This window comes from Synechococcus sp. A15-60, assembly GCF_014280095.1.
GTDB lineage: Bacteria > Cyanobacteriota > Cyanobacteriia > PCC-6307 > Cyanobiaceae > Synechococcus_C.
On the sequence record NZ_CP047933.1, the window covers coordinates 2,115,069 to 2,127,053 of the forward strand.

Sequence of the window (11,985 nt, forward strand, 5' to 3'; positions counted from 1 at the left end):
CACTCACGCTGCCCAATGCAAAGGCCAGGGCTGACGCAGAAAGCGTCGGCCACTGTCCTTGAGATACAGCCTCTGACTGCCGTCGTTGCTTTCGTGGATGAGTTCTTCCTGCACCAATCGTCGGGTTAACCAACCCCAGTGGGGTGCACGACCTTCCTCCAGGTTGAGACGCTCGCTCAAGCTGCGTGCATCCGTTCCGTGCTCTTGAGCGAGGCATTCGAGCACCGCTTTGGCTTCATCCGACCAATCCAAGCGTGGAGCCTGAGAAAGACATCGATCACAGCGGCCGCAGGGAGGCACCAACTCGCCAACTGACAGCAGAAGCGATTGCTCGCGGCAATACTCGCCTTCGGCCACAGCTTCCATGCGACGCAACTGCTGTTGCGCCAGTTCAATCCGCCGCGCTTCTTCAACGGCATCCGTCCCTGAGGTGCGCCTCAGAGCACTCTGCATCGCCCAGCCAAGGCTGGTGCGGTCCCGGGGTGAGAAAAGAACCAGGCAATGGGCTGGGAGGCCATCACGCCCGGCACGCCCGGATTCCTGCAGATAGCCCTCAGGAGTGCTGGGCAAATCAAGATGCAACACCAGGCCGACATCAGCTCGGTCCACACCCATCCCAAACGCCACGGTGGCCACCAAGACAGGGGCCTCGGCCTCGAGAAAATGCGCTAAGGCGCGATGTCTCACATCTGGCTCAAGACCAGCGTGGTAAGCGATGGCCTGAACACCACTGGCACAAAGGCGTTCCGTCCATTGCTCCACAGACCGTCGCGTGCGCGCATAAATCAGACAGGCGCCCCGAGCCTGCTGAAGGGCCTCCAGAACATCGGGCAACGGATCCTTTGCCCGACGACGCATGGCGTAGTGCAGATTCTCGCGGCGAGCGGAACCGACCTGAATCAGAGGACGCCTCAGATGCAGAAGGCGCAGGATGTCGGCCCTGACGCGAGGTGCGGCGGTGGCACTGAGAGCCACCATCGGCACCCCCGGGCACAAATCTCTGAGTTGACCCAGACGGCGATAGTCGGGCCTGAAGTCGTGCCCCCAGGCGCTGATGCAATGGGCTTCATCCACTGCAAAAGCAACCAACTGACCCGTTGCGGCGTGCTCCTGAAGGATGGATCGCGTCGCTTCTCCATGCAGTCGCTCGGGGGCGAGATACAGCAGTCGGAGATCACCATCGGAAAGCTGGCACAAGATCTCACGGCGGCGGTCGGGCTCGATGCCACCGTGGAGACACGCCGCCGCAATGTCACGACGATGCAGCTGCAGCACCTGGTCCTCCATCAGGGCGACCAAGGGCGAAATCACCACCACAAGCCCTGAGCGCACTAGGGCGGGCAATTGATAACAAAGAGATTTACCTCCGCCGGTCGGGAGCACTGCGAGACAGTCCTGGCCTCGCAACAAACACTCGACCACGGGACGCTGCCCAGGGCGGAAATCCTCCCAGCCGTAATAACGTTCCAACGCATCCAGCAGTAGATCCAAGACACACCACGGATGGCGTCCTCAGCTTACTGAGCACTAGATCTAGTGAATCGGTGGGGGATCCAGCTGGTCAGCCGATTCCTCCACCAACTGCAGCCGAACGCGCTTCCCTCCCGCCAGCTCACCCAGCGAAACGCGGAGCGTGGCTCCACTCAAGCTTTGCAGCGCAGAGAGAACATCCCGTAGATAAGGCGTGCTGCTGCCGCTCTCGACCCAAAGACGCTCTTGCAGGCCTCCCAATCGGCGCCAAGACGTATGCAGTTTGAGAACTGCCGATTCCAGAGCCTGGGCCTGACCGACGGCATCGGCGAGGAGGCCGAGGGCATCCAGACGCTGCGCTTCCTGCATGGCCTTTTCCAGATCGAGCTCACCCTGCTGGAAGGCACGCACCGCCTCACCGGATTCGGTCGCCTTGGTGATCCACCGCGCTGTGTGCGTCACATCTTTGATGCGATCAAGCTCCGGTTCATCGCGAAGCACCTTGCGCAGTTCGTCTTGCTGTGGCTCAGGCAATTTCGCCAGCTCACGGACCAGGGGCGCCACAACCTTCGGTGGAAGGAGATTCTCCTGGGTGCGCTGACGAATTTCCTCAGGAAGCAGGGGACTGGTGGCTGCGGTGAACTCATCCGTGAGACGTCGCACCTGTTTGCGGGTGATCTCCTGGCCCTCATTGGCTGCTTCCGTGATCATCAATTGCACTTCGGGAGCCGCCTGAGCAGTTTCCATGAAGGCCCGCTTGGAGAACTGATTAACGCTGCTCTCTTCCAACATGCCGTCACCCAACATGTCCTGGGCGGACTCCGCCAGCTGAATCAAGCCGTAGGCACGGGTCTTGCTGATCTCTCGCTCGCGCAACCACTGCAGGAACCCGGCACCACGACCCTCTCCGCCACGCTTTTCGCGATCGCGCACAGCCTTGAGGATGCGTCCGCGCCAGATTTCCGTTTGCAGATCGAACTTGTCACAGACCGCCCAGGCCTGTTCAAGCCGAGCCAGAAACTCCATGGTGCTGATGTCGTCCTGGTCTGGATCGGGAAGATCCAGCTCCAGCACAGGAGGCTCAGGTTGTGTGGGTAGCAAGGTCAGCAACGCACCGAAGGCTGGATGCTGCCATGGCACACCACAAGGTCTTCAATTGCTGGACGACATTGTGTGTCACTCAATCCCTGAAGGGGAGACACGGCGATACGCTCTGCATGCAGCCGAGTTCCAGCGCAGCGATGGCGATCTCCCGCGGTGACATGGTGCGCATCAAGCGCCCTGAGTCTTACTGGTTCAACGAAGTGGGCAAGGTGGCGTCCATTGACACCTCCGGAATCCGCTACCCCGTTGTGGTCCGTTTTGAACAGGTCAACTACAACGGCCTGCAGGGCACAGACGGTGGCATCAACACCAATAACTTTGCGATGTCCGAACTCGAGCCCGCTTGAGTCTTGCCGGAACTTCCGGAAGTTGAGACGGTTCGCCGGGGACTGGCGAGCCATCTCAACTCATTCGTGATTCAACAGGTTGAGATCCTCCGTGAACGGGCCGTGGCCAGCCCGGGAGGAGTGAACGCGTTTTGTAATGGCCTCCGAGGCCAAAGCGTCGGCGAATGGACGCGTCGAGGCAAGTATTTGATGGCCTCTCTCCATCAACAAGGGACGCATCGAACCAGCGGCGTCTGGGGGGTTCATCTCCGCATGACCGGCCAGTTCCAGTGGCATGACGAGCCCAGTGATCCCTGCAAACACACCCGTGCCCGTTTCTGGAACGAGCAAGGTCAGGAACTGCGTTTCGTCGACATGCGCAGCTTCGGCGAAATGTGGTGGGTGCCCAGTGGCACCCCCATCGACTCCGTGATCACTGGCCTGAAACGACTGGGTCCAGAACCATTCAGTGATGCCTTCAGCGCCAGCTACCTTCAACGCGAATTGAAAGGATCCACACGGTCCATCAAAGCGGCGCTCCTGGATCAATCCCTGGTGGCAGGCACTGGCAACATCTATGCCGACGAGAGCTTGTTCGTCGCCGGGATCGCACCACACACACCCGCTGGTCGTCTCAGTCGCCAACAACTGGAGAAACTCCGCGACAGCCTGGTTCATGTGCTGGAGATCAGCATTGGCGTGGGCGGAACCACCTTCAGCGACTTCCGTGATCTGGAAGGCGTCAATGGAAACTACGGAGGCCAAGCCGCTGTCTACCGTCGAACCGGCAAAGACTGCCTGACCTGCGGAACACCTATTGAACGGATGAAACTGGCGGGGCGCAGCACCCATTGGTGCCCAACATGTCAGAGCTAGGCAACGCATGCGATAGGACATGAATGGATTGCCAAGCCCTCGGTCAATGTCTGCTGATCACCAGGCGAGTGCACTGATCACCACCATGCGAGCCCTGCACCGGAGAGGCTGGTGCGACGGAACAGGCGGAAATTTCAGTGTTGTGACCGAGCGGGAACCGCTGCAGCTGCTGATGGCGCCCAGTGGCGTCGACAAAGGCGCTGTCACCGACAGTGATCTAATCGTTGTGAACGCCGCAGGGGACGTGGTGAACGGCAACGGACGCGCCAGTGCCGAAACGCTGTTGCATCTGCGCATTGTTGATCAATGCAATGCATGCGCCGTTCTCCATACCCATTCGATCAATGCCACATGGCTCTCCAGACGATTTCTAGATCAAGGATGTCTTGTGTTAGAGGGCTGGGAAATGTTGAAAGGACTGGAGGGAGTCAACACGCACGCCACCAGCATTGAGCTTCCCATCATCAACAATGATCAGGATCTAACAACCCTGAGTGAAACAGCAGGTCAACGGTTGGAGCAGGCACCTTATGGCTTGCTGGTTTCGGGTCACGGCCTCTATGCCTGGGGATCTGATCTTCAGCAGGCACGACGCCATACTGAAATCCTTGAGTTCCTACTGGAACTCGTATGGAGACAAACACTCGTCACCAACAACTCGTGATTCAAGTCATCCTGCTCGATATCGAAGGAACCACATGCCCAGTGGATTTCGTTGCAAAAACACTCTTTCCCTATGCACAAGCGCACTTAATGCAAACCCTTGAAAGGGGAACAAACGAGCCAAGAATTGCCAACATCATCCAAGAAGCCATCGACGAATGGCATCAAGATTTAGATCCAAGCTGTCAGCAGATGCTGAGTAAAGCGGATCAAGGGTTGCCGTCGAATGCACAACTTGCCGAATACCTTAATCATCTCATCAAATCAGACAGAAAATCTTCTGCCCTGAAAGAACTTCAGGGAATCATCTGGAAACAAGGCTATGAATCCAGCGAACTGAAAACACCCTTGTTCGATGATGTTCTGCCAAGCCTCGATGCATGGATTCAGAAGGGAATAACACTAACTGTCTATTCATCAGGCAGCGTCCAAGCACAGAAATTGCTCTACATGCACACAAAACAGGGAAATATTAGCGACCGATTTAGCCATTGGTTTGACACACGTACGGGTCAAAAATTAAAAGCCAAAAGCTATCGAAAGATCTGTCAAAGTCTCAACACAACAGAAAAGTCTGTGCTGTTCATCAGTGATCATCCCGGGGAGTGCGATGCAGCTCACTCCGCAGGACTACGCACCAACTTCTGCTATCGACCCGGCAACCCCCATCAGAACCCGGGCCAGCATCGTTTGATTCAAAGCTTCCGCGAGCTGATGCCATAACCCTGGCCTTCGATTCAGATCAACCCCCAGCAATGGGCACAAAAAAAGCCACCCCACAGCGGGATGGCTTTCTTTGGATCACGTCCGTGATCAGAATGTTTTACCTGGCATCGAGCTATTTTCTCAGGGGGCTACCCCCCAAATATCGTCGCCGCTGCTGCGTTTCACAACCGAGTTCGAGATGGATCGGAGTGGGACCACAGCGCCATGGACACCAGGATAGAAAACATTCCCAAGGTTGAACCCTGAGAACTGCATAGGTCATCACCCTCCACTTTCGCTTCAGATGATGGTCTCGATTGAATAAAACTTGCCTCAGACAAGAGCCAAATGAATGGTCAAGCCCTCGGTCTATTAGTACTCCTCCGCTGCATCCATTGCTGGACTTCCACGTAGAGCCTATCAACGGGTGTTCTTCCCGTGACCTTACTGGGTTACCCCATGGGAATACTCATCTTGAGGTGGGCTTCCCACTTAGATGCTTTCAGCGGTTATCCACTCCGCACATGGCTACCCAGCGTTTACCGTTGGCACGATAACTGGTACACCAGAGGTGCGTTCCTCCCGGTCCTCTCGTACTAGGGAGAAATCCTCTCAATATTCCTACGCATACACCGGATATGGACCGAACTGTCTCACGACGTTCTGAACCCAGCTCGCGTACCGCTTTAATGGGCGAACAGCCCAACCCTTGGGACCGACTTCAGCCCCAGGTTGCGATGAGCCGACATCGAGGTGCCAAACCTCCCCGTCGATGTGAACTCTTGGGGGAGATCAGCCTGTTATCCCTAGAGTAACTTTTATCCGTTGAGCGACGGCCCTTCCACTCAGAACCGTCGGATCACTAAAGCCGACTTTCGTCCCTGTTCGACTTGTAGGTCTCACAGTCAAGCTTCCTTCTGCTTTTGCACTCGTCGGCTGATTTCCAACCAGCCTGAGGAAACCTTTGCGCGCCTCCGTTACCTTTTAGGAGGCGACCGCCCCAGTCAAACTGCCCACCTGATACTGTCCGCTCCCCGGATAACGGGTGAACGTTAGAACCCTAGCTCTGAAAGAGTGGTATCTCACCATTGACTCCCTCGTACCCACAAGCACGAGATCAACGTCTCCCACCTATCCTGCGCATTCAGAGCCCGGGCACAATACCAAGCTACAGTAAAGCTTCATAGGGTCTTTCTGTCCGGGTGTATGTAGTCCGCATCTTCACAGACAATTCTATTTCGCCGAGCCTCTCTCCGAGACAGCGCCCTGATCGTTACGCCTTTCGTGCGGGTCGGAACTTACCCGACAAGGAATTTCGCTACCTTAGGACCGTTATAGTTACGGCCGCCGTTCACCGGGGCTTCAGTCGCCAGCTTCGCTTACGCTGACCGGCTTCCTTAACCTTCCGGCACTGGGCAGGCGTCAGCCCCCATACATCGTCTTGCGACTTAGCGGAGACCTGTGTTTTTGGTAAACAGTCGCCAGGGCCTCTTCACTGCGACCACCTTGCGGTGGCACCCCTTCTCCCGAAGTTACGGGGCCATTTTGCCGAGTTCCTTAGAGAGAGTTACCTCGCGCACCTCGGTATTCTCTACCACCCCACCTGTGTCGGTTTCGGGTACTGGCAGTTATGCCTTAACGGGTATAGAGCTTTTCTTGGAAGCTTGACATCACCAACTTCGCTGCCGTAGCAGCTCGTACTCACGCCTCAGCTCGGAACGTTTTCGCCGCTCCTCAACGCCTTGAACGCTTGAACCAGTAACCAACATCTGGCTTGGCTAGCCTTCTCCGTCCCTCTTCCCAAAACATAACCGGTACAGGAATGTTGACCTGTTATCCATCGACTACGCCTTTCGGCCTCGCCTTAGGTCCAGACTAACCCTCCGCGGACGAGCCTGCCGGAGGAACCCTTAGGGTTTCGGTGCATGGGATTCTCACCCATGTTTTCGCTACTCAAGCCGACATTCTCACTTCTATGCAGTCCACGCCCGCTCACGCTAACGCTTCGCCCCACATAGAACGCTCCCCTACCATAAATCCGCAGCTTCGGTACAACACTTAGCCCCGTTCATTTTCGGCGCAGGATCGCTCGACCAGTGAGCTATTACGCACTCCTTTGAGGATGGCTGCTTCTAGGCAAACCTCCTGGTTGTCTGGGCAATCCCACCTCCTTTATCACTTAGTGTTGATTTGGGGACCTTAGCTGGCGGTCTGGGCTGTTTCCCTCTCGACCATGGAGCTTATCCCCCACAGTCTGACTGCCTCGCTACACACAGGGTATTCAGAGTTCATCTCGATTTGGTACCGCTCTCGCAGCCCGCACCGAAATGGTGGCTTTACCCCCCTGCTGGAGCACGAGACGCTACGCCTCAACGTATTTCGGGGAGAACCAGCTAGCTCCGGGTTCGATTGGCATTTCACCCCTAACCACAGCTCATCCGCTGATTTTTCAACATCAGTCGGTTCGGACCTCCACTTGGTATCACCCAAGCTTCATCCTGGCCATGGTTAGATCACCCGGGTTCGGGTCTATAAACACTGACAAACGCCCTATTCAGACTCGCTTTCGCTATGGCTCCACCATTTCCGGTTTAACCCGCCAGTGCCTATAAGTCGCCGGCTCATTCTTCAACAGGCACACGGTCACCCTATGAGTAGGGCTCCCATTGCTTGTAAGCTCACGGTTTCATGTTCTATTTCACTCCCCTCCCGGGGTTCTTTTCACCTTTCCCTCGCGGTACTGTTTCGCTATCGGTCACACAGGAGTACTTAGCCTTACGAGGTGGTCCTCGCAGATTCACACGGAATTTCACGTGCTCCGTGCTACTCGGGATACAGCTAGGTCAGTTCAGTTTTCGTGTACGGGGCTTTCACCCTCTGTGGCGTGTCTTTCAAACACTTCCACTAACATTCCTTTTCCACATTGCTGTCCCACAACCCCGATAGTCGAAACTATCGGTTTAGGCTCTTCCCCGTTCGCTCGCCGCTACTTAGGGAGTCGTTTTTACTTTCCTTTCCTCCAGCTACTAAGATGTTTCAGTTCGCTGGGTTGGCTCGCACCAGCCTATGGATTCAGCTGGCCGTATTAAGGGTTGCCCCATTCGGAAATTCCCGGATCAAAGCGTGTTTCCAGCTCCCCGAGACTTATCGCAGGTAACCACGTCCTTCATCGCCTCTGTGTGCCAAGGTATCCACCGTGAGCCCTTTGTAGCTTGACCATATAATCTCCAACACGCTTGCCGTCGTTGAAACGGATTCTCACTGATTTATTACTAAATCAATAATCAAACTCCTGATTGCTCGACACAATCAGAAGAACGTGATGGAGTCTCGGCTCTTGCTCAAGAATTGACATCATTCATCAAAGAATGATGCATCCATGAGAGATGCTTTATTCTTTCCAGACTCACCTATGCAGTTGTCAAGGTTCTGCTAGACATCAAACTGATCGCTCAGTTCGAGCCCAGCATCTTATCAACCAAATTCAGAGCAAACACTCATCATTTGGAATGACAGGAAGCTGAGTTCATGCCAGCGGACACATCTAAATCACACACCTACGAGTTCACCTTCCACTGTTCAGAAGATGGAGATTAAGTTCGGTCAGTGGAGGTTAGGAGACTCGAACTCCTGACATCCTGCTTGCAAAGCAGGCGCTCTACCAACTGAGCTAAACCCCCAACACCGAATGGGCCATCCTGGACTTGAACCAGGGACCTCACCCTTATCAGGGGTGCGCTCTAACCACCTGAGCTAATGGCCCAGGAAGACTCAACCCTTGTGGGGTGTGACCTAGACAAAGTTTAGGAACTGAACATTTCCTTCAGTCTCTTGATGATTGCTCATCAATTACTGCTCTTAATGCTGAGGTACCGATCGACCTAAGGTGACAGGATTTCGGCCTAAGAATAAAAATACTCAGGCATCAAAATCATTGTGTTGTCTCCCTGTTAGGAGGTGATCCAGCCGCACCTTCCGGTACGGCTACCTTGTTACGACTTCACCCCAGTCATCAGCCCCACCTTCGACGTCCTCCTCCACAAGGGTTGGAGTAACGGCTTCGGGCGTGGCCAACTTCCATGGTGTGACGGGCGGTGTGTACAAGGCCCGGGAACGTATTCACCGCAGTATGCTGACCTGCGATTACTAGCGATTCCTCCTTCACGTAGGCGAGTTGCAGCCTACGATCTGAACTGAGCCACGGTTTATGAGATTTGCTTGTCCTCGCGAACTTGCTGCTCTTTGTCCGTAGCATTGTAGTACGTGTGTAGCCCAGGATGTAAGGGGCATGATGACTTGACGTCATCCACACCTTCCTCCGGTTTATCACCGGCGGTCTCTCTAGAGTGCCCAACTAAATGCTGGCAACTAAAGACGTGGGTTGCGCTCGTTGCGGGACTTAACCCAACATCTCACGACACGAGCTGACGACAGCCATGCACCACCTGTCACTGCGTTCCCGAAGGCACTCTCTCGTTTCCAAAAGATTCGCAGGATGTCAAACCCTGGTAAGGTTCTTCGCGTTGCATCGAATTAAACCACATACTCCACCGCTTGTGCGGGCCCCCGTCAATTCCTTTGAGTTTCACACTTGCGTGCGTACTCCCCAGGCGGAACACTTAACGCGTTGGCTACGACACCGAGGGGGTCGATTCCCCCGACACCTAGTGTTCATCGTTTACGGCCAGGACTACAGGGGTATCTAATCCCTTTCGCTCCCCTGGCTTTCGTCCATGAGCGTCAGTTATGGCCCAGCAGAGCGCCTTCGCCACTGGTGTTCTTCCCGATATCTACGCATTTCACCGCTACACCGGGAATTCCCTCTGCCCCTACCACACTCAAGCCCAACAGTTTCCACTGCCATGATGGAGTTAAGCTCCACGTTTTAACAGCAGACTTGAAGGGCCGCCTGCGGACGCTTTACGCCCAATAATTCCGGATAACGCTTGCCACTCCCGTATTACCGCGGCTGCTGGCACGGAATTAGCCGTGGCTTATTCCTCAAGTACCGTCAGATCTTCTTCCTTGAGAAAAGAGGTTTACAGCCCAGAGGCCTTCATCCCTCACGCGGCGTTGCTCCGTCAGGCTTTCGCCCATTGCGGAAAATTCCCCACTGCTGCCTCCCGTAGGAGTCTGGGCCGTGTCTCAGTCCCAGTGTGGCTGATCATCCTCTCAGACCAGCTACTGATCGATGCCTTGGTGAGCTCTTACCTCACCAACTAGCTAATCAGACGCGGGCTCATCCTCAGGCGAAATTCATTTCACCTCTCGGCATATGGGGTATTAGCGGCCGTTTCCAGCCGTTATCCCCCTCCTGAGGGCAGATTCCCACGCGTTACTCACCCGTCCGCCACTAACCCGAAGGTTCGTTCGACTTGCATGTGTTAAGCACGCCGCCAGCGTTCATCCTGAGCCAGGATCAAACTCTCCGTTGTAGATCATTTCCTCTTAGAAGCTTTCACTTCCTCAAAATGATTTGCGTCACCCATTGCTCAGTTTTCACTGGCAACAGTTGAGGCCTCCTTCCCGCTGACACAGAAAGGGTTCTTAAGAGTGCATCTCTAGATTTCTCTTTCAATGACTTTCCAGGATCTCAGATCCGGTTGTTGCTCCACATCGCGCACACCGACAACTTCAAAGCTCGTGAAAACTTTCAAGCTGCAAGCACGATGCTTCTCTGCAACGAATAATTGTTGACGGGACCTCACACCTTCATCGCTCATTCATCAAAACTGCAACACACATCTCGCGATGCATCTCGCAAACTTTGACGCGATGAAAGCGTCAGTTCCTAAACTTTTCGATTGTCCAGGTTCTGCCTTCGCGCCCCCTCTCAGGAGCGGTTGGCGGTGCGGCCTCCCGGCCGCTTGTAGAACTTACAACACCGTGGGATCGCTCCCTCTTGGCCTCGTAAGCACTTCTAAACACTACAAGCTCGCGCTCTTCACGTTCAGAAGCTGCGCTTCAGGCTTTGGCCTCCCGCGCAGTCCAAAACCATAACCCAACTGCTCCCCCACTCGCAACCCCCTCCCCTTTCTCAAGGGAGAAGCAGCGACTCTCCCCATGGCTTGAGGCGGTCCAACTCAGCCTGAGATGCCGCCACGAGCACCGGATAACTGACATTGGACAGGTCACGACCCGGCGTCAGTGCAGCGGGGTCTTCATCAAGCCAGAGAACAGGACAATGCAGTTCGCTGAGCACCAGCCACGCCGCAGCCAGATCCCAGATCTTGGGGGTCGCCTCTAGGGCGGCAACGGTTTGTCCCATGGCAACGCTGACCATGTTGAGACTGGCGACACCTAACAAACGGATCTTGGCGGGAAAAGGCTCTTGATGGCGGCGCTGCAACACACGAATCGCACGACTGCAGAGCGAAACGCAAGTGCTGCCCGAGAACTGGCGGGTCTCAACCGCAATCGGTTTTCCATTACGCCATGCTCCTCGGCCGCGAATCGCAACGATGCGCTGTCGCAACGAAGGAACCTCGAGAAATGCTTCCGTGGGTTGGCCATCCACGAAGCGAGCCACAGAGATCGCCCAGTAAGGAATGCCTGCAGCGAAGTTGGTCGTGCCATCCAGAGGATCAACCACCCAGAAAGCAGATGAAGACGGGCAGAGCTTCTCGCCCTCTTCACTCAGGGTGAATTCACCGGGGGCCAGCGCACCCAGGCCGTCCACCAACATCCTGTCGCTCCAACGGTCACAAGCCGTGATCAAGCTGCCGTCAGGCTTCACATCGGAAACAATGTGTCCAAAATCTTGACGCTGGCGATCCGCCACCCGGTCAAGCAGCTGATGGACTGCGAGCAATTGCTGGGGAGAAAGGAGGCTGGAAGTCAA

General features: G+C 55.4%; 7 protein-coding genes, 2 tRNA genes and 3 rRNA genes. 4 read left to right on the forward strand and 8 right to left on the reverse strand.

Translation table 11 applies throughout. The features are described from left to right. Positions 1–3: 3 nt before the first annotated feature. Together SynA1560_RS11585 and SynA1560_RS11590 are read right to left on the reverse strand one after the other, a co-directional pair. The gene (locus SynA1560_RS11585; RefSeq protein WP_186500585.1) at positions 4–1,491 is read right to left on the reverse strand and encodes an ATP-dependent DNA helicase RecQ; all 1,488 of its coding nucleotides are present in this window, start codon (positions 1,489–1,491) and stop codon (positions 4–6) included. A gap of 42 nt (positions 1,492–1,533) precedes the next feature. Continuing rightward, positions 1,534–2,610, reverse strand: a complete 1,077-nt coding sequence (locus tag SynA1560_RS11590; RefSeq protein WP_255476950.1) for a hypothetical protein — start codon at positions 2,608–2,610, stop codon at positions 1,534–1,536. Positions 2,611–2,711: 101 nt separating this feature from the next. On the opposite strand from SynA1560_RS11590, the gene SynA1560_RS11595 reads away from it, so the two are divergent. From SynA1560_RS11595 to mtnC, 4 genes are read left to right on the forward strand one after another with little or no spacing between them, the layout of a single operon-like run. Continuing rightward, complete coding sequence (locus tag SynA1560_RS11595; protein WP_186469410.1) at positions 2,712–2,921, forward strand: photosystem I reaction center subunit IV; 210 nt, start codon at positions 2,712–2,714, stop codon at positions 2,919–2,921. Positions 2,922–2,924: 3 nt separating this feature from the next. After that, positions 2,925–3,776 carry a DNA-formamidopyrimidine glycosylase gene (locus SynA1560_RS11600; RefSeq protein WP_186500586.1) on the forward strand — a complete coding sequence of 284 codons (852 nt, stop codon included), beginning with the start codon at positions 2,925–2,927 and terminating at the stop codon, positions 3,774–3,776. Between the two features lie 46 nt (positions 3,777–3,822). Then, entirely contained in the window at positions 3,823–4,440 is a 618-nt protein-coding gene (mtnB, locus tag SynA1560_RS11605) for a methylthioribulose 1-phosphate dehydratase (RefSeq protein ID WP_186500587.1), read from the forward strand. Then, positions 4,437–5,162 (forward strand): acireductone synthase, encoded by a 726-nt coding sequence (gene mtnC, locus SynA1560_RS11610; protein WP_186500588.1) that lies wholly within the window; start codon positions 4,437–4,439, stop codon positions 5,160–5,162. The genes mtnB and mtnC overlap by 4 nt, the downstream gene beginning before the upstream one ends. 102 nt (positions 5,163–5,264) lie before the next feature. Here mtnC and rrf read toward each other — a convergent pair. The 6 genes from rrf to SynA1560_RS11640 form a co-directional block, all read right to left on the reverse strand. Beyond that, a 5S ribosomal RNA gene (gene rrf / locus SynA1560_RS11615) occupies positions 5,265–5,381 on the reverse strand. A 115-nt stretch (positions 5,382–5,496) separates the two neighbouring features. Further along, positions 5,497–8,362: ribosomal RNA gene (locus tag SynA1560_RS11620) — 23S ribosomal RNA — on the reverse strand. Positions 8,363–8,751: 389 nt separating this feature from the next. Further along, positions 8,752–8,824, reverse strand: a tRNA-Ala gene (locus tag SynA1560_RS11625). Positions 8,825–8,833: 9 nt separating this feature from the next. Further along, positions 8,834–8,907: transfer RNA gene (locus SynA1560_RS11630), tRNA-Ile, on the reverse strand. 187 nt (positions 8,908–9,094) lie between these two features. Beyond that, positions 9,095–10,579: ribosomal RNA gene (locus SynA1560_RS11635) — 16S ribosomal RNA — on the reverse strand. Together the 16S, 23S and 5S rRNA genes with 2 tRNA genes alongside form the textbook arrangement of a ribosomal RNA operon. 602 nt (positions 10,580–11,181) lie before the next feature. Beyond that, the gene (locus SynA1560_RS11640) at positions 11,182–11,985 is read right to left on the reverse strand and encodes an inositol monophosphatase family protein (RefSeq protein WP_186469414.1); all 804 of its coding nucleotides are present in this window, start codon (positions 11,983–11,985) and stop codon (positions 11,182–11,184) included.

What these genes read in the sequence shown, in the direction of transcription:
- mtnB (WP_186500587.1), top strand. Translation starts at nt 3,823, where the DNA reads ATGTCTGCTGATCACCAGGCGAGTGCACTGATCACCACCATGCGAGCC.
- SynA1560_RS11595 (WP_186469410.1), top strand. Translation starts at nt 2,712, where the DNA reads ATGGCGATCTCCCGCGGTGACATGGTGCGCATCAAGCGCCCTGAGTCT.